The organism is Euzebya sp. (assembly GCF_964222135.1).
Classification (GTDB): domain Bacteria; phylum Actinomycetota; class Nitriliruptoria; order Euzebyales; family Euzebyaceae; genus Euzebya.
Genome location: NZ_CAXQBR010000010.1, coordinates 24,080 through 47,794, shown reverse-complemented (window position 1 = coordinate 47,794; position 23,715 = coordinate 24,080). Strand labels below are relative to the sequence as shown.

At 73.0% G+C, this 23,715-nt stretch carries 18 protein-coding genes; 10 read left to right on the top strand and 8 right to left on the bottom strand.

What is annotated here, in order from left to right:
- The first annotated feature begins 88 nt into the window (after nucleotides 1–88).
- The 7 genes from scpA (at nucleotide 89) to ACEQ2X_RS03275 (ending at nucleotide 9,428) form a co-directional block, all read left to right on the top strand.
- Nucleotides 89–2,215, top strand: a complete 2,127-nt coding sequence (gene scpA, locus ACEQ2X_RS03305; protein ID WP_370324346.1) for a methylmalonyl-CoA mutase — start codon at nucleotides 89–91, stop codon at nucleotides 2,213–2,215.
- Entirely contained in the window at nucleotides 2,205–3,194 is a 990-nt protein-coding gene (gene meaB / locus ACEQ2X_RS03300) for a methylmalonyl Co-A mutase-associated GTPase MeaB (RefSeq protein WP_370324345.1), read from the top strand. The genes scpA and meaB overlap by 11 nt, the downstream gene beginning before the upstream one ends.
- Nucleotides 3,195–3,303: 109 nt before the next feature.
- Nucleotides 3,304–5,496 carry a diguanylate cyclase domain-containing protein gene (locus tag ACEQ2X_RS03295; protein WP_370324344.1) on the top strand — a complete coding sequence of 731 codons (2,193 nt, stop codon included), beginning with the start codon at nucleotides 3,304–3,306 and terminating at the stop codon, nucleotides 5,494–5,496.
- Between the two features lie 66 nt (nucleotides 5,497–5,562).
- Nucleotides 5,563–8,037 (top strand): ATP-binding protein, encoded by a 2,475-nt coding sequence (locus ACEQ2X_RS03290; RefSeq protein ID WP_370324343.1) that lies wholly within the window; start codon nucleotides 5,563–5,565, stop codon nucleotides 8,035–8,037.
- Entirely contained in the window at nucleotides 8,038–8,451 is a 414-nt protein-coding gene (locus ACEQ2X_RS03285; protein WP_370324342.1) for a roadblock/LC7 domain-containing protein, read from the top strand.
- Nucleotides 8,452–8,464: 13 nt separating this feature from the next.
- Nucleotides 8,465–8,812: a DUF742 domain-containing protein gene (locus ACEQ2X_RS03280; RefSeq protein ID WP_370324341.1), complete on the top strand. Its 348-nt coding sequence runs from the start codon at nucleotides 8,465–8,467 to the stop codon at nucleotides 8,810–8,812.
- The gene (locus ACEQ2X_RS03275) at nucleotides 8,793–9,428 is read left to right on the top strand and encodes an ATP/GTP-binding protein (RefSeq protein WP_370324340.1); all 636 of its coding nucleotides are present in this window, start codon (nucleotides 8,793–8,795) and stop codon (nucleotides 9,426–9,428) included. Before ACEQ2X_RS03280 ends, ACEQ2X_RS03275 begins: the two co-directional genes overlap by 20 nt.
- On the opposite strand, the gene ACEQ2X_RS03270 is transcribed toward ACEQ2X_RS03275, so the two are convergent.
- From ACEQ2X_RS03270 to ACEQ2X_RS03260, 3 genes are read right to left on the bottom strand one after another with little or no spacing between them, the layout of a single operon-like run.
- Nucleotides 9,418–10,158 carry a succinate dehydrogenase/fumarate reductase iron-sulfur subunit gene (locus ACEQ2X_RS03270; RefSeq protein WP_370324339.1) on the bottom strand — a complete coding sequence of 247 codons (741 nt, stop codon included), beginning with the start codon at nucleotides 10,156–10,158 and terminating at the stop codon, nucleotides 9,418–9,420. The two genes, ACEQ2X_RS03275 and ACEQ2X_RS03270, sit on opposite strands and share 11 nt — an antisense overlap.
- 8 nt (nucleotides 10,159–10,166) lie before the next feature.
- Nucleotides 10,167–12,089, bottom strand: coding sequence for a fumarate reductase/succinate dehydrogenase flavoprotein subunit (locus ACEQ2X_RS03265; protein ID WP_370324338.1), 1,923 nt, complete (start codon nucleotides 12,087–12,089; stop codon nucleotides 10,167–10,169).
- A 23-nt stretch (nucleotides 12,090–12,112) separates the two neighbouring features.
- A complete protein-coding gene (locus tag ACEQ2X_RS03260) occupies nucleotides 12,113–12,991 on the bottom strand; it encodes a succinate dehydrogenase cytochrome b subunit (protein ID WP_370324337.1) in 879 nt (292 codons plus the stop codon).
- A gap of 209 nt (nucleotides 12,992–13,200) precedes the next feature.
- On the opposite strand from ACEQ2X_RS03260, the gene ACEQ2X_RS03255 reads away from it, so the two are divergent.
- Complete coding sequence (locus ACEQ2X_RS03255) at nucleotides 13,201–13,779, top strand: YceI family protein (RefSeq protein ID WP_370324336.1); 579 nt, start codon at nucleotides 13,201–13,203, stop codon at nucleotides 13,777–13,779.
- 268 nt (nucleotides 13,780–14,047) lie between these two features.
- On the opposite strand, the gene orn is transcribed toward ACEQ2X_RS03255, so the two are convergent.
- From orn to trpS, 4 genes are read right to left on the bottom strand one after another with little or no spacing between them, the layout of a single operon-like run.
- The gene (gene orn / locus ACEQ2X_RS03250) at nucleotides 14,048–14,605 is read right to left on the bottom strand and encodes an oligoribonuclease (protein WP_370324335.1); all 558 of its coding nucleotides are present in this window, start codon (nucleotides 14,603–14,605) and stop codon (nucleotides 14,048–14,050) included.
- Nucleotides 14,602–16,380 (bottom strand): ABC-F family ATP-binding cassette domain-containing protein, encoded by a 1,779-nt coding sequence (locus ACEQ2X_RS03245; protein ID WP_370324334.1) that lies wholly within the window; start codon nucleotides 16,378–16,380, stop codon nucleotides 14,602–14,604. The genes orn and ACEQ2X_RS03245 overlap by 4 nt, the downstream gene beginning before the upstream one ends.
- On the bottom strand, nucleotides 16,377–18,278 hold the full coding sequence (locus ACEQ2X_RS03240; protein ID WP_370324333.1) for a diguanylate cyclase domain-containing protein: 1,902 nt from the start codon (nucleotides 18,276–18,278) through the stop codon (nucleotides 16,377–16,379). Before ACEQ2X_RS03240 ends, ACEQ2X_RS03245 begins: the two co-directional genes overlap by 4 nt.
- A complete protein-coding gene (gene trpS / locus ACEQ2X_RS03235; protein ID WP_370324332.1) occupies nucleotides 18,275–19,258 on the bottom strand; it encodes a tryptophan--tRNA ligase in 984 nt (327 codons plus the stop codon). Before trpS ends, ACEQ2X_RS03240 begins: the two co-directional genes overlap by 4 nt.
- A gap of 85 nt (nucleotides 19,259–19,343) precedes the next feature.
- Here trpS and ACEQ2X_RS03230 point away from each other — a divergent pair, with 85 nt between their 5' ends.
- Both ACEQ2X_RS03230 and ACEQ2X_RS03225 read left to right on the top strand, forming a co-directional pair.
- Nucleotides 19,344–19,976, top strand: a complete 633-nt coding sequence (locus tag ACEQ2X_RS03230) for an ABC transporter permease (protein WP_370324331.1) — start codon at nucleotides 19,344–19,346, stop codon at nucleotides 19,974–19,976.
- 87 nt (nucleotides 19,977–20,063) lie between these two features.
- Nucleotides 20,064–21,665, top strand: a complete 1,602-nt coding sequence (locus ACEQ2X_RS03225) for a S8 family serine peptidase (RefSeq protein WP_370324330.1) — start codon at nucleotides 20,064–20,066, stop codon at nucleotides 21,663–21,665.
- Between the two features lie 85 nt (nucleotides 21,666–21,750).
- Here the strand turns inward: ACEQ2X_RS03225 and acs are convergent, their stop codons facing one another.
- Nucleotides 21,751–23,715 (bottom strand): acetate--CoA ligase, encoded by a 1,965-nt coding sequence (acs, locus tag ACEQ2X_RS03220; RefSeq protein WP_370324329.1) that lies wholly within the window; start codon nucleotides 23,713–23,715, stop codon nucleotides 21,751–21,753.

The window sequence follows — 23,715 nt, the reverse complement described above, 5'->3', positions numbered from 1 at the left end:
GAACGTCGCCGTCAGGCGACGTAGGCCCCGATCGCGCCGAACATCGCCGATTCCCCCACGCGACCCGCCCTCCCCTAGCCTGAGCGGCATGGATGACCTGTCTGCCTGGGAGTCGAGGGCGACGAAGGAGTTCGGGGGCACGCCGCCGGGCGAGAAGCGCTGGCGGACGCCCGAGGGCATCGACGTGAAGCCGCTGTACACCGCGGCCGACGTCGCCGACCTGCCCGACACCGGCCTGCCCGGGTTCGCGCCGTTCACCCGCGGCCCGTACGCGACGATGTACGCGAACCGGCCGTGGACCATCCGGCAGTACGCCGGCTTCTCCACCGCCGAGGAGTCCAACGCCTTCTACCGGCGGGCGCTCGCGGCCGGGCAGCGGGGCCTCAGCGTCGCCTTCGACCTCGCGACGCACCGTGGGTACGACTCCGACCACCCGCGGGTGGAGGGGGACGTCGGCAAGGCCGGGGTGGCGATCGACTCCGTCGAGGACATGCGGATCCTCTTCGACCAGATCCCCCTCGACACGATGAGCGTGTCGATGACGATGAACGGCGCGGTGCTGCCGATCCTGGCCTGCTACATCGTCGCCGGTGAGGAGCAGGGGGTCGAGCACGCCAAGCTCAGCGGGACCATCCAGAACGACATCCTCAAGGAGTTCATGGTCCGCAACACCTACATCTACCCGCCGGGCCCGTCCATGCGGATCGTCAGCGACATCATCGGCTACGCCAGCCGCGAGATGCCGCGGTTCAACACGATCTCGATCTCCGGCTACCACATGCAGGAGGCGGGGGCGACGGCGGACCTCGAGCTCGCGTTCACGCTCGCCGACGGCGTGGAGTACGTCCGCGCCGCGATCGCCGCGGGCCTCGACGTCGACGCGTTCGCCCCGCGCCTCTCCTTCTTCTTCGCGATCGGCATGAACGTCTTCATGGAGGTCGCGAAGCTGCGGGCCGCCCGGCTGCTGTGGGCCGAGCTGATGGCGCAGTTCGACCCCCAGGACCCCAAGTCGTCGATGCTGCGGACGCACTGCCAGACCTCGGGGGTGTCCCTCACCGAGCAGGACCCCTACAACAACGTCGTGCGCACGACCGTCGAGGCGATGGCGGCGGTCCTCGGCGGCACCCAGTCCCTCCACACGAACGCCTTCGACGAGGCGCTCGGCCTGCCGACGGACTTCAGCGCCCGCATCGCACGCAACACCCAGCTCATCCTGGCGGAGGAGACGGGGATCCCGAACGTGATCGACCCGCTCGGCGGCAGCTGGTACGTCGAGTCGCTCACCGCCGCGCTGGCCGACCGGGCGCGAGAGCTGATCGCCGAGGTGGAGGAGCTCGGCGGCATGACGAAGGCCGTCGAGTCCGGGATGCCGAAGCTGCGGATCGAGGAGGCCGCCGCCCGCCGGCAGGCCCGGGTGGACCGCGGCGAGGACGTCGTCGTCGGCGTCAACCGCTACGTCCCCGAGGACGTCGACCACGTCGACGTGCTGGACATCGACAACACCAAGGTCCGCGAGTCCCAGGTCGCCCGCCTGGAGCGGGTCCGCGCCGAGCGCGACGACGACGCCTGCCGTGCGGCGCTCACGGCGCTGGAGGAGGGGGCGAGGGGTGACGCGAACCTCCTCGAGCTGTGCGTCGCCGCCGCCCGGGCACGCGCCACCGTCGGGGAGATGAGCGACGCGATGGAGGCCGCGTTCGGCCGCCACCAGGCCACGATCCGGTCGATCAGCGGGGTCTACGGCGCCGCCTACGAGGGGGACGAGGGGTACGCCGCGGTCGTCGCGGAGGTGGAGGCCTTCGCCGAGGAGGAGGGACGCCGCCCGCGGATGCTGGTGGTCAAGATGGGCCAGGACGGCCACGACCGCGGCGCGAAGGTGATCGCGACGGCGTTCGCGGACCTGGGCTTCGACGTCGACGTCGGCCCGCTGTTCCAGACCCCCGCCGAGGCGGCGCGCGACGCGGTCGACAACGACGTGCACGTCGTCGGCGTCTCCTCCCAGGCCGCGGGGCACAAGACGCTGGTGCCCCAGCTGCTCGCCCAGCTCGCCGAGCAGGGGGCGGACGACATCGAGGTCGTCTGCGGCGGCGTGATCCCGCCGGGTGACCACCAGGCGCTCCGCGACGCGGGCGTGGCGGCGATCTTCGGTCCCGGGACGAACATCACCACCGCGGCCCGCGACGTGCTGGCCATCCTGCGGCGCAGGCGTGCCGGCTGACGACCTCGCCGCCGGGATCGTCGCCGGCGACCGCCGGGCCCTGTCGCGGGCGATCACGCTGGTCGAGTCGACCCGCGACGACCACCGGGAGGAGGCGGCGGCGCTGCTCGACGCGCTGCTCGACCACACGGGCACCGCGGTCCGGCTCGGCGTCAGCGGCCCGCCGGGCGCGGGCAAGTCGACGTTCGTCCAGGCCTACGGGCTCCACCTCGTCGACGACCTCGACCAGCGCGTCGCGGTCCTCGCCGTCGACCCGTCGTCCACGCAGTCCGGCGGGTCGATCCTCGGGGACAAGACCCGGATGCCGGAGCTGGCCGCCCGGCCCGGGGCGTTCATCCGCCCCTCCCCCTCCTCGGTCGGGTTGGACGGGCGGGCCCTCGGCGGCGTGGCGCGGCGCACCCGGGAGGTGCTGCTCCTGTGCGAGGCCGCCGGGTTCGACCACGTGCTGGTGGAGACCGTGGGCGTCGGGCAGTCCGAGACGGCCGTGGCGGGGATCGTCGACACGATGGCGCTGCTGCTGCCCCCCGCCGCCGGGGACGACCTGCAGGGCATCAAGCGGGGGGTCATGGAGCTCGCCGACCTCATCGTCGTGACCAAGGGGGACGGGGACCTGCTGCCGGCCGCGCGAGCGGCGGCAGCGGACGCGCGGCAGGGGCTGGCGCTGCTCCGCCGCCGCCACCGCGGCTGGGAGCCCCGGGTCCTGCTGACCTCTGCGCTCCGCGCCGAGGGCATCGGCGACGTGGCCGCGGCCGTCCGCGCCCACGCCGACCACCTGCGCGACACCGGCCAGCTGGAGCCGCTCCGCGCCCAGCAGGACGTCGGGTGGCTGCAGGACGAGGTCACCGACGGGTTGCTCCGCGCCTTCCGGTCCGACCCGCGGGCCGCCGCGGCGATGGACGACGCGTTGGGGGAGGTGCGCGCCCGGACGACCACGCCGACCGCGGCGGCGCGCCGCCTGCTGGACGGCTACCTGACCTGAGCCGCCCTGACCTGAGCCCGCTGGCCTGAACCGCGGCGACTCCGGGTAGGGTCCGCACGATTCGATGACCGGCTCACCTGGCGGGGCCGCAGGCCGATCGGAGAGGCGGATGGAGACGCTGTCGCGTCGCGCGACCTCCCCCACGGTGTCGGTGGGGGTCCTGATCGTGCTCGCGGTCGTCGTCGGGCGGCTCGTGTCGGCGCTCGTGACCGTCGACGGGATGCCGCTGTGGTCGGTCGGCCCGGCGGTGGCCAGCGCGGCCGTGATCATCTGCGGTTGGTGGTCGCTGCCGCTGGTGGCGGCGACCGGCGGCGTCGTCGAGCTCCTCGTCGCGGGCGCCGCTCCCTCGCCGGCGAGGGCCCTCGGCGTCGCGGTGGCGCTGGCGGTCTACGGCCTGGCCGCCCTCCCGGCGCACCGCCGGGTCACGACCCCGCCGGAGGACCCCCGCCTGCTGATCGTCCCCGGTCTGTCCATGCTCGTCGTCCCGCTGGCAGCCGAGGGGCTCGGGAGCGCCGTCGCCGGGACGACGACCGGTGTGGCCGGCCAGTTCGTCGCCGCGATCGTCGGCCTGACCACCGTCCTGCCGCTCGCCATCGGCCTCGCGTTCGGCGACGTCGGCGGCGACCGCAGCGGCCGCAGCCGTCTGGCGGTGGCTGCGGCGGTCGCGGGCGGGACCATCGGGCTCCTGGCCGTCGACGCCGAGGTGCCGAGCACCTTCCTCGTGTGCCTGGCGATCCCCCCGATCGCGGCCATGCAGACCACGCTGGTGCAGTCAGCAGCCATCCCGGCGTTCGTCGGGCTCACCGCCGGGGTCGGGTTGCGCATCGCGGACGCCGACCTCGGCCAGCTGCGGTCGGCCCAGGCCCTGCTGGTGATGATCGGGCTGGTGGTCGCCGCCGCGTACCTGAAGGCCGAGCAGGCGCGGCGGGGCCACCGCGTCGCCCTGGCCCGCCAGCAGCAGGCGGCGTCGATCCTCGACGCGCTGGCCGAGGGGGTCATGCTGGTCGACGCCGACCTGCGGACGATCAGCATCAACCCGGCGGGTCGGGCGCTGCTCGGGTGGACCGGCGAGCCGGGCGTGGGTCGGACGGCCGAGGAGATGGACGCCCAGATCCTGTCCCGCGACGGTCGCCTGCTGGATCCCGAGGAGATGCCGCTGGTGCGCGCCCAGCGGGGGGAGGCGATCGAGGACGAGGTGTACGGCCTGATCCGCGCCGATGGCAGCCGGCACTGGCACGCGCTCACCATCAGGACCCTGCCGCAGCTCGACGCGACCGACGACGCCCACATGGTCGTGACCACCCGGGACGTGACCGACGAGGTGGAGGCCGACCACGCCGCAGCCGCCGAGGCGACCCAGCTCCGCCACCGCGCGCTCTACGACAGCCTGACCGGGCTCGCGAACCGGACCCTGCTGATCGACCGGATGGGTCGGGCGCGCCGCACCGCGGAGCGCCACCGGAGCGCCACCGGGCTGCTGATGGTCGACCTCGACGGGTTCAAGGCCGTGAACGACGACCTGGGGCACGCCGCCGGCGACGAGGTGCTGGTCCAGGTCGCCCTGCGCCTCCGGACGGTGCTGCGGGCCGCCGACACCGCGGCGCGGGTGGGCGGCGACGAGTTCGTGGTGCTGTGCGAGGATCTCGACCCCGGCGCGGCGGAGTCCGAGCTCGCCGGCATCGGCGACCGGATCCAGGACCTCTTGGGGGAGCCCTACACGACGGCGGTGGGTCGCGTCGGGCTGGGTGCGAGCGTGGGGTGGGCGGTCGCCGGACCCGACGAGGGCGTCGACCTCGAGCTGCTGGCGCGCGCCGACCAGACGATGCTGGCCGACAAGCGGCACCGCAAGCGTCGCGAGCTGCCGCTGGCAGCGGCCCCCCCTCCGGTCACGGTGGCGCGCGACGGGGACGTGCGGACGGTCTTCATCGTCGACGACGATCCGGCGATGGTGCTGCTGGCCGAGCGCATCATCGAGGCGAGCGGCGGACCGCTGCGCGTGATCGGGACGGCCCACGACGGGGCGACGGCCATCGACCGGATCCTCCGGGACGAACCCGACCTGGTGCTCTGCGACGTGATGATGCCGGCGGTGTCCGGCCCGCAGGTCGTCGAGCAGGTCCGGCGGCACCGGCCCTTCCAGGCGTTCGTCTTCTGGTCGGTGATGGCGCCGCCCGAGCTCGAGCGGCACCGCCGCGACCTCGGCGTGCCGTTCGTGCCGAAGGACCGCATCGAGGAGCTGCCCCGCGCGCTCGAGGAGATGTCCGTCGGATCGGCGGGGACCGATCCTCAAGGTGGGGGCTGAGCGAGCCGATCAGGTCCCCGAGCGCCTCCGGGCGCCCGTCACGCGACCCCCGATCGGACCAGGTGAATGCTCGCACGTACCAGCATCCGCACGCGCTTGGTGGCGCTCCTCGCCGTGCCCGCCGCGATCCTCGTCGTGGTGGCGGGCCTGCGGCTGGTCGACGCGCTGGGCGTGGTGAGCCGGACCGCTGACATCGAGGCCCTGACCCGCGCGTCCCAGGCCGAGCGCGACCTGCTCCACAGCCTCCAGCTGGAGCGGACCCGCAGCTTCGAGACCGTCGCCGGCTGGGCCGCCGGCGAGCGGGTCGGCGTCGAGACCGAGGCGCTCATCGCCGCCCGCGAGCGCGTGGACGGCTCGCAGGCGAACGTCGACGCGACGATCGGTGCCCTGGACCTGGCCACGACCGCACCGCAGGTGCTGGCCGCCCACGCAGAGGCGCAGGACAGCCTGGCGGCGCTGGGTCCCCTCCGCTTCAACATGTCCGGTGGCCGGGCGGACGCCCGGTCGATCATCGGCTCGTTCGAGGGTCCCGTGGAGGCGCTGCTCGCCGTCGACGTCGCGGTGACCGAGGCGATCGACGAGCCGGCGGTCACCGACCGCCTCCGCGCGTCGAGTGCGATCAGCCACCTGAAGGACGCCGCGTTCCGGGCCGGTGACGTGGCCGTCCTGACGACGGCCGACGCGATCGACGACGACGTCGCCGCCGAGCTGCTGACCGTCGCGGTGACCGAGCAGCGCAGCTGGGCCCGGGTGGCCGCCGGGCTGCTCGACACGGCGGAGCAGGCCGAGCTCGCCGCGATCGTCGACCAGATCCCCTCCGCGGAGGACCTCGTCGAGGGCACCGGGGACGGGCGGTCCGCGGCCGACGTGACCGCGGCGAACGCCGAGGCGCTGCGCAACCTCGAGCTCCGCTGGTCTGCCAGCGCGGTCGACGAGGCCGCGGCCGTGCGGACCGGCGCGGTCGCCGACGCCGCGTCCCTCGGCAGCCTGGCGCTGGTGGTGCTGGCGCTGGTCGGGTTGGTCCTGCTGGTGCTGCAGCGCAAGGTCCTCCTCCCCCTGCGGCAGCTGACCACCGTCGCCGACACCGTCCGCACGACCCTGCCCGAGTCCGTGGAGGTGATCGCGCACGGCCGGCAGCCGGAGGTCGTCGCCTTCTCCGACGAGGCCTCGGTCGAGCTGGTGGGCCGCACCGACGAGCTGGGTGACCTGGCCCGTGCGATCCAGGCCTCGACGGAGGAGGCGACGCGGGTCGCCGCCGACCAGGCGGCCACGCGCGCTGGCGTCACCCGGACCATCGAGGACGTCGCGCGGCGCGAGCAGGCGCTCGTCGAGCGACAGCTCGCCCTGCTCGACCACCTCGAGGACCGTGAGGAGGACCCCGACCAACTGGCCCAGCTGTTCCGCCTGGACCACCTCGCGACCCGCATGCGCCGCAACGCGGAGAACCTGCTCCTCCTCAGCTCCGGTCGCCTCCCCGGGGGCCAGGAGACCACGCCGGTGCCGCTGGTCGACGTCGTCCGGACCGCCGCCGCGGAGATCGAGCAGTACGCCCGGGTGGACGTCCGCGTGAGCCTCTACGACGAGGTCGTCGGGTACGCCGCCACGCCGCTCAGCCACCTGCTCGCCGAGCTGATCGAGAACGCCACGCAGTTCTCCCCGCCCACCACGAGGGTCACCGTGACCGCCCACGCCGTGGACGACGGCGTCCTCGTCCGCGTGGCCGACCGGGGACTCGGCATGGCCGAGGCGGACATGGCCGACGCCCGCCGGCGGCTCGCCGAACCGCCGCTGCTCGAGGCCGCCGAGTCCCGTCGGCTCGGCCTGTACGTCGTCGGCCTCCTCGCGACCCGCCTCGGCATCGCCGTGGACGTGGACCGCGGGGACGACGGCGAGGGCCTGGTCGTGGAGGTGCTCGTCCCGCGCGCGCTGTTCGAGGGGCAGGCCGCGTCCGCCGCCGCGGCACCGGCGGTCGTCACCGAGGACGAGGTGCCGGGCATCCCAAGCCTCCCCGCGAGGGAGGTGGCGCCTGCGCGCGAGGTGCGCGACCGGGCCCTGCCGTCCCCCACGCGCTCGCCGGCGCTCGAGTCCTCCGGCGACGCCCTGTCGGCCCTCGGCCAGCTGCTCGACGCGGACATCGCGACCCCGCCCGACCTGCCCGACGACGTCGAGCCCGCGCCCGTCGCGGACCTGCCGCACCGCGCCGGCCTCCCCCGCCGGGAGGCGCAGGAGGCAACGCCGTCCTGCAGCTTCTCCGCGGCGTCCGGCGGGCGCACCGTGGACCTCGACCCCCTCGCCATCAGCGCCCTGATGGCCGGGCTCTCCGGTGACGAGCCCGACACCCCGGTCGCCGGCGCGCCGGCCGCTCCGCAGGCGCCCACCGCGCCGGCACCCGCCTCGTCGGCGGCCCGACCGGCGGTCCCGGAACCCGCCCCCGCCCCGCCGGTGGCCGAGCAGCCCCGGCCGACGCCGCCGCGGAGCGGTCCGACGCGGCCGGGCGCCGGTTCGGGCTGGTCCACCCCCTTCCCCACACGAGAGAGCTGAATGATGCACACCGGGACCGACGTCAACTGGCTCCTGACCTCGTTCACCGACCGGACGCCGGGGGTGATCGAATCAATCGTGGTGAGCGTGGACGGGCTGCTCATCGCCGCGTCCGAGGGGCTGGACCGCGCCACGGCGGACCGCGTCGCAGCCGTCGCGTCGTCGCTCGCGTCGATCACCCGCGGCGCGTCCCGGGTGTTCGACGGCGGTGCCCTCCGGCAGGTCATGGTGGCCTACGAGAACGGCTACATCGTCCTGACGTCGCTGCGCGAGGGCGCGGTGCTGGCGGTGCTGACCGCCGCCGGCAGCGACATCGGGCTGATCGGCCACGAGATGGCGACGCTGGGCCAGCAGGTCGGCGGCGCGCTCAGCCCCCAGCTGATCGAGAGCATGCGCGCGCAGCTGCCGCGCTGAGGGGTCCTCGCCCATGTCACGACCACCACGACGGCTGCGGGCCTACGCCCTGGTGCAGGGCCGGACGCGTGCGGACGCCGACCTGTCGCTCGATGCGATGGTGTCCGGCGTCGCCGCCGGCGCCCCGCCGGGCCTGTCCCCGGAGCAGGCCAGGATCATCGAGCGCTGCGCCGCCGCGCCGCAGTCGCTGGTCGACCTGAGCGCGGCGCTCGACCTGCCGATCGGCGTCATCCGCGTGCTGCTGGCCGACCTGCTCGCCGACGGGACCCTGCAGGTGCACGGCAGCGACCGGCGGACCGTCGACGTCCGCCACGACCTGGCTCTCCTCGAGGAAGTGCTTGATGGAATCGAATCGCTCTGACGCCCCCGGGGCCGCGACGCGCCCCGGGCCGACGGCGCGACGTGGTCCCACGTCCGTCAAGATCGTCATCGCCGGCGGGTTCGGCGTCGGCAAGACGACGCTGGTCACCTCCGTCACCGAGATCACGCCGTTCACGACCGAGGTGCCGATGACCGAGGCGAGCATCGGCGTGGACGACACGTCGCTGCTCGGCGACGCGAAGACCACGACGACCGTCGCGATGGACTTCGGCCGCATCTCGCTCGGGAACGACCTGTACCTCTACCTCTTCGGCACGCCGGGCCAGGAGCGGTTCAGCTTCATGTGGGACGACCTGACGGTCGGGGCGGTCGGCGCGGTGGTGCTGGTCGACACACGCCGCCTGGCCGACTGCTTCGGCGCGGTCAGCTACTTCGAGGAGCGCGACCTGCCCTTCGTCGTCGCCATCAACTGCTTCGACGGCCAGGTCCTGCACACCCCCGAGGCCGTGCGGGCCGCCCTCCAGGTCGCCGACGACACCCCCGTGCTGCTGACCGACGCCCGGGACCGCGCCCAGGTCAAGGTCGCCCTCGCCTCGGTCGTCCGCCACGCGATGGCGAGGGCCCGCCGGATCCCGAGCGCCGCCACTACCCCCTGAACTTGGCCTTGAGGTAGTCGCGGTTCATGGCCGCGATGTGGTCGAGGGAGATGTCCTTCGGGCAGGCGACCGAGCACTCCCCGATGTTGGTGCAGGAGCCGAAGTAGGCCTCCATCGTGTCCACCATGTCGCGCGTGCGGGTGTGCCGCTCGGCCTGGCCCTGCGGGAGCATGTTCAGCTGGTGGATCTTCGAGGACGTGAACAGCTGGGCGGCGCCGTTCGGGCAGGCGGCCACGCAGGCCCCGCAGCCGATGCACGCCGCGGCGTCGAAGGCCTCGTCGGCGACGTCCTTCTCCACCGGGATGAGGTTGGCGTCCTGCGCCGAGCCGGTCGGGATGGAGATGTAGCCGCCGGCCTCGATGATCCGGTCGAACGCCGAGCGGTTGACGACCAGGTCCTTGATGACGGGGAAGCCCTGGGCGCGCCACGGCTCGATCGTGATCGTGTCGCCGTCGGCGTAGTGGCGCATGTGCAGCTGGCAGGTCGCCGTCGACCGCTGGGGGCCGTGGGCCTGGCCGTCGATCATCAGCCCGCACGAGCCGCAGATGCCCTCGCGGCAGTCGTGGTCGAAGTGGACCGGCTCCTCGCCGCGCTCGATGAGCTGCTGGTTGAGGACGTCGAGCATCTCGAGGAACGACATGTCCTCGCTGACGTCGGCCAGCTGGTAGGTCTCGAAGCGGCCGGCCGCGTCGGGGGACTCCTGGCGCCAGACGTTCAGGGTGAGCTTCATGGCTCCTCTTACTTGTAGCTACGGGTGGTCAGCTTGACGTTCTCGAAGACGAGGTCCTCCTCGTGGAGGGTCGCCGCCCCGCTGTCGCCGGTGTACTCCCAGGCCCCGACGAAGGCGAAGTCCTCGTCGTTCCGCAGCGCCTCGCCGTCCTCGGTCTGGTGCTCGACGCGGAAGTGGCCGCCGCAGGACTCCTCGCGCATCAGCGCGTCGGCGCACATCAGCTCGCCGAGCTCGAAGAAGTCGGCGACCCGGCCGACCTTCTCGATCGACTGGTTCATCGTCTCGGCCGAGCCGAGCACGCGGACGTCGGTCTCGAACTCCTCGCGGAGGGCCGGGATCTCGCTGAGGGCCTTCTCGAGCCCCGCCCGGCTGCGCTCCATCCCGCAGTGGTCCCACAGGATCTTGCCGAGCTCGCGGTGGAACCAGTCGACGGTGCGGGTGCCCTTGACGTCGAGGTAGTGGCGGATCTGGTCGCGGACGCCCTGCTCGGCCTCGACGAACACCGGGTCGTCGACGGGGACGACGGACTCCCCCAGCTTGGGGGCCAGGTAGTTGCCGATGGTGTAGGGGATCACGAAGTAGCCGTCGGACAGGCCCTGCATCAGCGCCGAGGCGCCGAGCCGGTTGGCGCCGTGATCGCTGAAGTTGGCCTCGCCGAGGGCGAACAGGCCGGGGACCGTGGTCTGGAGCTCGTAGTCGACCCACAGCCCACCCATCGTGTAGTGGGGGGCGGGGAAGATCCGCATCGGCTGGCGGTAGGGGTTCTCGCCGGTGATGCGCTCGTACATGTCGAACAGGTTCCCGTAGCGCTCGGCGATCTTGTCCTCGCCGAGCCGCCCGATGGCGTCGGAGAAGTCCAGGTACACGCCGTTCTTGAGCGGGCCGATGCCGCGCTCGGAGTCGACCACGGTCTTCGCGTTCCGGCTGGCCACGTCGCGGGGCACGAGGTTCCCGAAGGAGGGGTACTTGCGCTCGAGGTAGTAGTCGCGATCGGACTCCGGGATGTCCCCCGCCGGCTTGGAGGTGTCGTCGGGGTCCTTCGGCACCCAGATGCGGCCGTCGTTGCGGAGCGACTCGCTCATCAGCGTGAGCTTGGACTGGAACTCGTCGCTCGACGGGATGCAGGTCGGGTGGATCTGGGTGTAGCAGGGGTTGGCGAAGAACGCGCCCTTCTTGTGCGCTCGCCAGGCGGCGGTGACGTTGGACGCCATCGCGTTGGTGGACAGGTAGAAGGCGTTCGAGTACCCGCCGGTCGCCAGCACGACCGCGTGGGCGGAGTGGCTGCGGACCTCGCCGGTCAGCAGGTCGCGGGTGACGATGCCCACGGCCTGGCCGTCCTTGATCACGACGTCGAGCATCTCGGTGCGGATGTGCATCTCGACGGTGCCGGCGTGGATCTGGCGGGCGAGGGCCTGGTAGGCGCCGAGGAGCAGCTGCTGGCCGGTCTGGCCCCGCGCGTAGAAGGTCCGCGAGACCTGCGCGCCGCCGAAGGACCGGTTGTCGAGCAGCCCCCCGTACTCGCGGGCGAACGGGACGCCCTGGGCGACGGCCTGGTCGATGATGTTGTTGCTCAGCTCGGCGAGCCGGTAGGTGTTGGCCTCACGGCCCCGGTAGTCCCCGCCCTTGATCGTGTCGTAGAACAGCCGGTAGACGCTGTCGCCGTCGCCGTGGTAGTTCTTCGCGGCGTTGATGCCGCCCTGCGCGGCGATCGAGTGGGCGCGCCGGGGCGAGTCGTGGAACGTGAACGCCTTGACGTTGTAGCCGAGCTCGCCGAACGTCGCGGCGGCCGACGCGCCCGCCAGGCCCGTCCCGACGACGATGATCTGGTACTTCCGCTTGTTCGCGGGGTTGACCAGCTTCATGGAGAACTTGTGGTTCTCCCACTTGTCGGCCAGCGGGCCGTCGGGGACCTTCGCGTCGAGGATGGACATCAGGGGTTCCTCTCGTGTTCCGGCTACTCGGCGGATTCGGCGGTGGCGCCCGCAGCGGCTGCGCCCTCGGCGGCACCCTCGGCCTCGAGCGCCTCCAGGCCCTCCCCGGACTCGAAGGCCTCGGTGACGTCCTCGCACTGCTCGTCGCAGTCGATGACCCCGAACAGCGTGCCGAGCGGGAAGGTCAGGTTGATCCCGACGACCAGGACGGTCAGGCCGACGGCCAGGTGGCGGCGCCACGCGTTGAAGCGCTTGTTGTTCAACCCGAGGCTCTGGAACAGGCTCCACGTGCCGTGGTAGATGTGCAGGCCCAGGGCGAGCATCGACACGATGTAGAAGATCGAGGTCCACCAGCGGGACAGGCTGCCCACCAGGTTGTTCGTGACCGCGCCGCGGACGAACTCGGGGTTCGCGAAGCCCCAGGTCAGGTCGGCGAGGTGGAACAGGATGAAGGCCAGCAGGAGGGTCCCGGTCCAGATCATCGTCCGCGAGGCGTAGTCCGCGGCGATGTAGTGGCGGGCGGAGCCGTACTTGACCGGCCGCATCCGCCGGTTGCGCCAGGTCAGCACGTACGCGGCGTGGACGTGCAGGACCAGCGCGGCGATCAGCCCGATGCGCCCGACCCACAGCAGCACGGTGCGCGGGACCAGCGACCCGCCGATGGCGCGGAGCGCCTCCCCGTACTCGCTGAGCTCGAGCGCACCCTCGTAGACGTGGAGGTTCCCGACCGCGTGGATGACGATGAAGATCAGCCCGGCGATGCCGGTGAGGGCCATCACGTACTTCTTGCCGACCGCCGAGCGGTACAGCTCCGCGATCCACAGGCGGGACCGGCGGATCTCGGGCTCGGGGGCCTTGTCCAGCGGGTCGATGCCGCTGCGTGACGGTGTCGCCGTGCTCATGGACTCTCGCTCCTCGTCGTGCTCCGAGCCGCGCTGGACACCCGCGCGGGGGGTCCGGCCGGACAGTGGCGGATGCTATCAGCGCACTGTTCCCACTCCCCATTCACGGCATCATGGGTAGGAAGTTTGAATCCTAACTGTTAGAGTTCAGACCACAGCAGTTCCCACCCCCGACAGCGCACCACGACGGTGCAGGAGGACGACCACCCATGAGCGACACCACGACCACCGCCCTCGACCGCCAGGTCGGCGGCAACCCGTTCCCCGCGGCCGGCACCTACGTGATCGACCAGTCCCACTCGACGGTCCAGGCCGTCGCCCGCCACCTGATGGTCTCGAAGGTCCGCGGCGGCTTCAACAGCTTCTCCGGCACCATCGTCGTGGCAGAGGAGCCGGCGGCGTCGTCGGTCGAGGTGTCGATCGACGCGGCCTCCATCGACACGCGGGACGAGCAGCGCGACGGCCACCTGCGCAGCCCCGACTTCCTCGACGTCGAGACCCACCCGCAGCTGACGTTCACCTCCACCCAGGTCGACCCCTCCGGCCGCGTCACCGGCGACCTCACCATCCGCGGGATCACCCGACCGGTCACCCTCGACGTGGAGTACCTGGGCACCTTCAAGAACCCGTTCGGCCAGACCGTCGCCGCGTTCACCGGCACGACGAAGATCGACCGCACCGAGTGGGAGATGACCTGGAACGCACCGCTCGAGGCCGGCGGCGTCCTGGTCGGCAAGGAGCTCACCATCGAGCTCGAGGTCCAGGCCGCCCTGCAGGAGACCGAGTAGCCGCACGCACCCACCGCGAGCTCCCGTCCCGGCCCCTCTCACCGACTGGGTAGCCCCGCCGCCTCCAGGAGCGGCCGACGCACCCACGGCGAGCTCCCGCCACCCGGCTGGGTAGCCCCGCCGCCCCCACGAGCGGCCGGCGCACCCACGGCGAGCTCCCGCCACCCGGCTGGGTAGCCCCGCCGCCTCCACGAGCGGCTGGCGCACCCACCGCAACGACGCTGACGCCCCGGCCCCCTGCGGCCGGGGCGTCGCCGCGTCCGCCCCGCTAGCCCCTGAACACGGTGCTGCGGTAGTAGCGCAGCTCGTCGATGGACCCGCGGATGTCGGCGAGGGCGCGGTGGCCACCGTCCTTCGCCGGCGCGGCCTCGAGCACGTCGGGGTACCAGCGGCGGGCGAGCTCCTTGATGGTCGACACGTCGACGTTGCGGTAGTGGACGTGCGCCTCGAGGTCGGGCATGTACCGCTTGAGGAACGCCCGGTCGGCGTGGACGGAGTTGCCGGCCAGCGGCGCGGTGCGGGCGAGCGGGACGTGGGCGGTGACGAACTCGAGGACCTGCGCCTCGGCCTCGGCGACGGTCAGCTCGCTGGCCCGGATCTCCGGCATCAACCCCGACCGGCGGTGCATCTCCTTCACCCGGGGGCGCATCCGGCCGAGCACGTCCTCGTCGGCGCCGATGACCAGGTCCGGACCCTCGATGACCGTCTCGAGCGCCCCGTCGGTGACGATGGCGGCGATCTCGACGATCACCTCGGCGTCCGGGTCGAGCCCGGTCATCTCGAGGTCGACCCAGACGAGGGGTTGGGACAGCTCGGACGTGGTCATGTGTCTCCCTCAGCGATCTCGGCAAGCTCCAGCCAGCGCGTCTCCGCATCCTCGAGCTCGGCCATGACCGCGTCGAGGTCGCCAGCCAGCGCCTGGGCGGCGGCGTAGTCGTCGGCGACCTCGACCAGGCGGGCCTGCAGGTCGTCGCGGGCGGACTCGAGCTCGGGGATCCGCGCCTCCAGGCGCTCGTACTCCCGCTGGTCGTTGTAGGTCAGCTTGGCCGGTCGGCGCGCGCGGCCGTCGTCGGCGGGACGGTCCGCCCGGGTCGCCTCGCGGGCTGCCCGCTCCGCCCGCGCTGCCTCGCGCTGGGACTCCCGGTACGCCGTCCACCCGCCGGGCTGGTGGCGCAGGGTGCCGTCGGGCAGGATCGCGTACAGGTCGTCGCACACCCGGTCGAGGAAGTGCCGGTCGGGGCTCGCCACGACGAGGGCGCCCGGCCAGGCGTCCAGGTAGGACTCGAGCACGGTCAGCGTGTCGAGGTCGAGGTCGTTCGTCGGCTCGTCGAGGAACAGCAGGTTCGGGGCGTCGGCGAGGACGCGCAGCAGCTCGAGCCGTCGGCGCTCGCCGCCGCTCAGCTCCTCGACGTAGGCCCGCTGGGCGGGCTTGGTGAAGAGGAACCGCTCGAGCAGGTCCGCGGCGCTGACGGTCAGGCCGTCGATCGTGGAGGCCTGCTCGGCGACCTCCTTGACCGCGTCGATCACCCGCGTCCGCGGCGCCAGCCTGGTCGGGTCCTGGCCGTACCAGCCGACGTGGACGGTCTCCCCGATCCGCACCGACCCGCTGTCGGGGTCTATCCGCCCCGCCAGCAGGCCGAGGAGGGTCGACTTGCCCGATCCGTTCGGTCCGACGATCCCCCACCGCGCCCCCGGGGCGACCTTCAGGTCGACGCCACGGAGGACCCACCGGTCGCCGTAGCGCTTGCCGGCGTTCGTCGCGTTGGCGATCGTCGACCCGAGCCGGCGCGACGGGAAGTCGATCGACAGCTCGCGCTCGTCGACCCGCACCGACGCCGCGGCCACGAGCTCGGTGGCGCTGTCCACCCGGTGCTTCGCCTTGGACGTCCGGGCCTTCGGGCCGCGCCGCAGCCACTCGAGCTCGATCCGCGCCAGGTTCGCGCGCTTGCGGGCCTCGGCCTGCGCCTGCTCGACCCGCGTGGCCCGCGCCTCCAGGTAGTCGTCGTAGGAGCCGTGGTGGGTGAAGGTCTGCCCGTCGGCGACCTCGATGATCCGGGTGGCGATCCGACCGAGCAGGTACCTGTCGTGGGTGACGAACAGCAGCGTGCCGCTGCGGGTGAGCAGCAGGCCCTCGAGCCACTCGATCACGTCCGGGTCGAGGTGGTTGGTCGGCTCGTCGAGGACCAGCAGGTCGGGGTCGTCGGCCAGGACCTCGGCGAGGGCGACCCGGCGGCGCTGGCCACCGCTCAGCGTCCCCAGCGGCTGGTCGACCCCGCCGAGCCCGAGCTTGTCGAGGTAGGCCTCGGCCTCCCGGGAGCCCCCGGCCGCCTCGAGCGGGGTCACGTCGGGTGGCAGCACCGGGTCCTGGTGGAGGTAGCGCATCCGCAGGCCGCCGCGGTGGACCACCCGGCCGGCGTCGGGCTCCTCCACCCGGGCGATGATCTTGAGGAGGGTCGACTTGCCGCTCCCGTTGATGCCGATCACGCCGGCGCGGTCGCCGTCGTCGAGCCCCAGGCTCACCCCGTCGAGCGGCACCTTCTCGGCGTACTGCTTGCGGACGGCCTCGAGGCTGACGATGTTGCGGGCGGGCGCGGCGCTCATCGCGCGCCCCGCTGCGACCCGGCGAGGGCGGTGCAGCCGCGGCCGGCCGCCTTCGCGGCGTACAGCGCCTGGTCGGCGATGTCGACGAGCGACTCGACGTCCTCGAGCTCGCCCGTGGCCACGGCGATCCCGACCGACACGGTCACCACGCCGCCGGTGCCCCGGTGGGGCCGGGCCAGCTCGGCCATCCGCTGGTGGACCCGCTCGGCGACCTGCTCGCAGCCCTCGCGCCCGGTCTCGGGCAGCAGCAGCGCGAACTCCTCACCGCCGTACCGCGAGGCGACGTCGCGCGGCCGGGTCGCGCACTCCGCCAGCGCGCCGCCGATGGCGCGCAGGCACTCGTCGCCCTCGAGGTGGCCGTGGACGTCGTTGAAGGACTTGAAGTGGTCCACGTCGACCATCAGCAGGCCCAGCGGGTCGCGGGTGTCGAGGTGGTGACGCCACTCCCGCTCGCACGCCGCGTCGAAGCCCGACCGGTTGGTCAACCCCGTGAGCCCGTCCACGAGCAGCAGCCGCTGCAGCTCGGCGTTGACCTCCTCGAGCTCCCGGGTGCGCTGGGCGACCAGGTCGCGGAGCTCCTGCTCGCGCTGCCGCGTCAGGCGGTGGCGGATGATCGCCGAGATGCTCGCGGAGATGTCGTTGCGGAGGACCTCGCCCGTGATCCGCTGGCCGTTGACCTGCTCGTAGAGCAGGTGGCCGTAGGCCACGCGGCCGAGGCTCAGGCCCTGGAGCGTCAGGGTGCCGCGCTCCAGCTCACCGGCGAGCTCCGGCGGCAGCAGGTCCTCCCCCGAGAACGGCGACAGCGCCTGCGGGCCGATGGGGGCGCCGTCGACGTAGGCCAGGACCAGGCGCAGGTGGCCCGACGGGTCCGCGACGAGCTCGTCGGGGAGGGCGAGGAAGCACCGGCGGACGCCGAGGCGGGGCAGGTGGTCGACCAGGGCCGCGGCCAGCTCGTCCAGATCGGCGCAGGCGGCGAAGACCCGGTTCATCGTCACGATGTGCTGCAGCTCGGCCTCCGCGGCCGCGCGCTGGCGAGGTGCGGCCTCGACGTCGCTCACGTGGCCGGTGCTCTCCCGCCACACGAGGTCGGCCTCGAGGACCTCCTCCGGCGCCGCGTCGCCGGCCCGCCCCTCGACGGCGGCGACGATCCACTCCGCCGCCCAGCGACCCTGCGCCGGGATGCGCTGGCTGACCGTGGTCAGGGGCGGCACCGCGGTCCGCGCCGCCGGCTGGTCGTCGACGCCGGCGACCCTGACCTGGTCGGGGACGGCGCGGCCGGCGTCGACCAGGGCGTCCATCGCGCCGAGCGCCATGGCGTCGTTCGCCGCCACGACGAGGTCGACCATCGGCCGGTTGGCGAGCACCTCGCGGACGGCCAGGTACGCGTCCTCGCGCTCGTAGGAGCCGGTGGCGACGGTCCATGCGATCGCCGGGTGGGCGGCCACGACCTCCGCGGCGGCGGCCTCGCGCGCGTCGGACTCCTCGTTGCCCTCGAGTCCGCGGAGGAAGAGGACGTTCTGGGGACGCCGCTCCTCGATGAGGCGCCTGACGAGCACCCCGACCGCGCGGGCGCTGTCGCCGCGCACCCACGGCACGCCCGGCGACGTCCAGCCGACGGTGATGAGCGGGATCCCCACCTCGGCGATGGTCGTCAGCAGCTCCTGGACGACACCGCCGACGGCCAGCGTCGTCAGGATCACGCCGTCGAAGCGGCCTGCCGCGATCTGGCGTCGCGTCAGCCCGGCGCGGGCGTCGTCCCGGCGGTGGACCACGCAGACCATCAGCCCCACGCCGGCCTCGTCGAGCGCCGCGCGCGCACCCGCGATCAGCTCGAGTTGGTAGTCGGTGATGCAGTCGACGACCAGCGCGACGGTCCGGCGGCCCCCCTCGGCGTTCATGCGCTCGGCAGGAAGCCGACCCTCTCGCGGACGGCGGCCATCGTCGTCGCCGCGACCTCGCGGGCGCGGTCCGCGCCGATGGCGAGCAGCCGCTGGACCTCGCCCGGGTCGGCCGACAGCTCGGCGTAGCGGTCCCGGGCGGGTTGCAGGTAGTCGTTGACGGCCTCGGCGACCGCCTTCTTGAAGTCGCCGTACATGCGGCCCGCGAACTCCTCCTCGAGCGCGGGGACCTCGCGGCCGGTGACCGCGCTGAGCAGGTCGAGGAGGTTGGTGACCCCGGGCTTGTCGGGTCCCGCGACGACCTCGGAGCCGGAGTCGGTGATCGCGCGCATGATCTTCTTCGCCGTCCGGGCCGGCGTCTCGGCGAGCAGGATGACGCCGGCGTCGGTCTCGGCGGACTTCGACATCTTGGCGTCGGGGACCTGGAGGTCCATGATGCGCGCGCCGGCGGTCGGGATCGTCGCCTTCGGGAGGGTGAACGTCTCGCCGAAGCGGGTGTTGAACCGGTGGGCGATGTCGCGGGTCAGCTCGATGTGCTGGACCTGGTCCTCGCCGACGGGCACCTCGTCGGCCTGGTAGGCGAGGATGTCGGCGGCCTGCAGGACCGGGTAGGTGTACAGGCCGACGCTGACCGACTCCCGGCCGGCGGACTTCTGCTTGAACTGGGTCATCCGGTTCAGCTCGCCCATCTGGGCGCTGCACGAGAGGATCCAGGTCAGCTCGGTGTGCTCGCGCACGTGGGACTGCACGAACAGCGTCGAGACCTCGGGGTCGATGCCGGCCGCCAGCAGCCAGGCGGCCAGGTCGAGGGTCTTCGCGCGCAGCTCCGCCGGGTCCTTCGGGATCGTGATCGCGTGGAGGTCGACGATGCAGAAGACGTGCCCGGGCTCCTGGGCAGCGGCCCAGCGCGAGATCGCCCCGATCCAGTTGCCCAGGTGCGGGTCACCGGTCGGCTGGATTCCACTGAAGACGCGGGGCACGGTCGAGGCTCCTGGTCGCGGACGGGCAGGGCGGGTGAATGGTACCGGTGCCCCCACGCCCGGCCCGGCGGCTAGCGTGACCCGCGTGGAGCAGGGCGACGTCGGACCGCTGGGCGTCGCCGCGTCGTTGGTGTGGAGCTGGCTGTGGATCGCCGGGATGACGGCGTACGCGGCGTGGACGGTGCGGCGGCGGTTCCCCGACGCCCCGTCGATCCTGCTCGCCGCCGCCGCCGGGTTCGCCGCGACGGCGGGGCTCTCCCTGGCGGTGCTGTTCGGCCTCGGCGTCTTCCCCGTCGAGGGGCGCACGCTCGTGCCCCTCGCGGGCATGGCCGTCGGCAACTCGATGACCGCGTCCGTCGTCGCCGCACGGGCCCTGACCGACCGGTTCGCCGAGCAGCGCGGCCAGGTCGAGGCCGCGCTCGCCCTCGGCCTGCCCCCGCGCCAGGCGGTCGAGCCCCTGGTCCGGGTCGTCCTGCGCGACGCGCTGACCCCCCAGGTGGAGAAGACCCGCACGGTCGGGCTGGTCTTCCTCCCCGGCGCGATGGTCGGTCTCATCCTGGCCGGGGTGGACCCCCTCGACGCCGTCCTGGTCCAGGTCGTGGTCATGTACCTCGTCCTGGGTGCCGTGGCGACGTCGGCCAGCGTGATCGCGGTGGTCCTCAGCCGGCGCCTCTTCACCGCCGATTGGCGCACCCTCGACCTGACCCCCACGGACTAGGCCGACCCGCTAGTCACTCCGAGTGGTTTCTGCTGAACGGCTTGTCTCGATGGTGACGCAGCGCTCGGCATGCGTCACCTTGTGGCCATGCGAACCTCACGAGCCGTCGTCGTCACCGCCCTGTCGGTGGCGCTGGCCCTGCCCACATCCGCGCTCGCCCAGCCGGCGAGCGCCCCCCCGGTCCCGGCTGACGCCCTGCCCGCCCCCACCGGCGTGCCCGCCGTCGCCCTGGACGAGGAGGTCGTCGAGGCGATCGAGTCCGTCGAGGCCGAGGCCGAGGAGGAGGCGTGGATCGCCCAGGAGTCCACGACCGCCACGACCGCTGACATCGCGAAGGCCATCCGCTCCCACCAGGTCCGCAACCAGCTGACCGGCGAGGGCGTCGGCGTGGCCCTCATCGACACCGGCGTGGCGCCGGTGGACGGGTTGACCGACGTGGTCCACGGCCCGGACGTCTCGCTCGACGCCCCCTTCGACGAGGTCCGCTCGATCGACGCCTACGGCCACGGCACCCACCTCGCCGGGCTGATCACCTCCGACCGCCCCGACGCCCGCGGCATAGCGCCCGACGCGACCCTCGTCTCGGTCAAGGCCGGCGCGTCGAACGGCGCCGTCGACGTGTCCCAGGTCATCGCGGCCATCGACTGGGTGGTCCTGCACCGCGAGGAGCTCGACATCCGGGTGCTCGTCCTGGCCTACGGGACCGACGGGGTCCAGGACCCGGCGGTCGACCCGCTGGCGCACGCCGTCGAGACCGCGTGGCGCAACGGCATCGTCGTGGTCGCCTCGGCCGGCAACGACGGCGAGGCGGTCCCCGACCTCGCCAACCCGGCGCGGGACCCCTGGGTCATCGCGGTCGGGGCAGCCGACACCCGCGGCACCCACGGCGTCGGCGACGACGTCCTGGCGGACTTCTCCGCCCCCGGTGATGCCGGTCGCCACCCCGACGTGGTCGCCCCCGGCATCGGCATCGTGTCCGCCGAGGTGCCCGGCTCGTACCTGGCCGAGACCTACCCGGCGGCGTCCCGCCCGGGCGGGCTGTTCCGCGGGCACGGCACGTCCCAGGCCGCGGCCATCGCCGGCGGCGCCGCGGCCCTGCTCATCGAGGCGAACCCGTCGCTGACCCCGGACCAGGTCAAGGCGATCCTGACCGGTACCGCGCGACCTCTCGGCGGCGCCGCCGACCCCGGCGCGGGCGCCGGGATGCTGACCGTCGACGCGGCGGTCCGCGCCGCGAGGGGCAGCGTGCCCGCCCACGTCCAGGGCCTGCCCGCGAGCACCGGCACCGGGACGCTCGAGGGCTCCCGCGGCACCCACCACCTCGTGGACCCGGACGGCGAGCAGATGCTCGTCGGCGAGTTCGACATCCACGGCCAGCCCTTCGACGCCGCCGCCTGGGCGGCCGCCGCGACGGCGGGCACGTCATGGCAGGACGGCATGTGGAACGGCACCGCGTGGACCGGGACCGGCTGGACGCCGAACGCCTGGGGCGGTCGGAGCTGGGTGGGTCGCAGCTGGGTCGGCGACAGCTGGGACGGGCGGTCCTGGGTCGGCCGCAGCTGGGTCGGTCGCAGCTGGGTCGGCCGCAGCTGGGTCGGCCGCTCCTGGGTGTCGGTCAGCTGGGACGGCCGCTCCTGGGTCGGTCGCAGCTGGGTCGGCAACAGCTGGGACGGGCGGTCCTGGGACTGACAGCCCGCCCGCGTCCGGCGACGACGCGTCCCCCCGGTCCGTGCGGGCCGGGGGGACGTGTGTCGAGCGGGGCCGTGTCCTCCGCTCAGCCGCGCGACGAGGCGGCGTCCTGGAGGGCCCGGACGATGTCGGGGTTCGCCAGGGTGGTGGCGTCCCCGAGCTCGGTGCCCTCGGCGATCTGCTTCAGCAGCCGGCGCATGATCTTCCCCGAGCGGGTCTTCGGCAGGTCCGGGGTGAAGTACACCTCCGCCGGGCGGGCGATCTTGCCGATCTGGTTGGCGACGTGCTCCCGCAGCTCGGCCTCGAGGTCCGCTGATCCCTCGCGGTCGCCGCGTAACGTCACGAACGCGGTCGGCTGCTGGCCGGTGTCCTCGTCGGCGCGGCCGACCACCGCCGCCTCGGCGACGTACTCGTGGGACACGAGCGCCGACTCGATCTCCGTCGTCGACAGGCGGTGGCCGCTGACGTTCATGACGTCGTCCACGCGGCCGAGCAGCCAGATCGCCCCGTCGTCGTCGAGCTTCGCGCCGTCCCCGGCGAAGTAGACGTCGGTCCCGAAGCGCGACCAGTAGGTGTCCTGGTAGCGCTGGTCGTCGCCCCAGATGGTCCGGAGCATCGACGGCCACGGGTGCTGGATGGTCAGGTAGCCGCCCTCCCCCGGCTGCACCGGCTGCCCGGTGTCGTCGACGACGACGGCCTTGATGCCGGGGAACGCCCGCATCGCCGAGCCGGGCTTGGTGGCGGTGATGCCCGGCAGCGGCGTGATCATGTGCCCGCCGGTCTCGGTCTGCCACCAGGTGTCCACGATCGGCGCGGACTCGCTGCCGATGTGGCGGTGGTACCACATCCACGCCTCGGGGTTGATCGGCTCGCCCACCGTGCCGAGGACCCGCAGGCTCGACAGGTCGTGGCGCTCGGGGTACTCCGTCCCCCACTTCATGAACGCGCGGATCGCCGTCGGCGCGGTGTAGAGGATCGTCACGCCGTACTTGGCGATGATCGCCCAGAACCGGTCCTTGTCCGGGAAGTCGGGGGTGCCCTCGTACATCACCGACGTGCAGCCGTTGGCGAGGGGTGCGTAGACGATGTAGCTGTGCCCGGTGACCCAGCCGATGTCGGCCGCGCACCAGTAGACGTCGGTGTCCGGCTTCAGGTCGAAGGTGAGGCGGTGGGTGGCGGTCGTCTGGGTCAGGTAGCCGCCGGTGGTGTGGACGATCCCCTTCGGCTTCCCGGTCGTGCCGGAGGTGTAGAGGATGTAGAGGACGTCCTCGGCGTCCATCTCCTCGGCCGGGCAGTCGGTGGACTGCCCGTCGATCTCGTCGTGGTACCAGACGTCCCGGCCCTCGACCATCTCGACGTCCACGCCGGTGCGGCGCACGACGAGGACCGTCTCGACCGCGTCGGCGGTGGCGGCCTTGGCGAGGGCGTCGTCCACCGCCTCCTTGAGGGGGATCTGGTTGCCGCGCCGGTTGGCGCCGTCGGCGGTGATCACCATCGTCGCGTCGGCGTCGTCGATGCGGTCGGCGAGGGACTGGCTGCTGAACCCGGCGAACACCACGGAGTGGATCGCGCCGATGCGGGCGCAGGCCAGCATCACGACCGGCAGCTCGGGGATCATCGGCAGGTAGATGGCGACGCGGTCGCCCTTGCCGATCCCCCGCGCCTTCAGGGCGTTGGCGACGCGGCAGACCTCGTCCTTCAGCTCGGCGTAGGTGATGTCGCGCGACTCACCGACCGGCTCGCCCTCCCAGTGGTACGCGATCTTGTCGCCGGCGCCGGCCTCGACGTGGCGGTCGAGGCAGTTGTCGGCGACGTTCAGGGTCCCGCCGGCGAACCACTTCGCGTGGGGCGGGTCCCACTCGAGGACGGTGTCCCAGCGCGACGTCCAGCGCAGCTGCTCGGCGTGGCCGGCCCACCACCCCTCCACGTCGGCGTCGGCCTCGTCGTAGATCGACCCGTCCGACGCGTTCGCCTGGGCGGCGAAGTCCTCGGGCGGTGGGAACGTCCTCGTCTCGGACGACAGGTTCTCGAGTGCGGGGTTCTGGCTCAT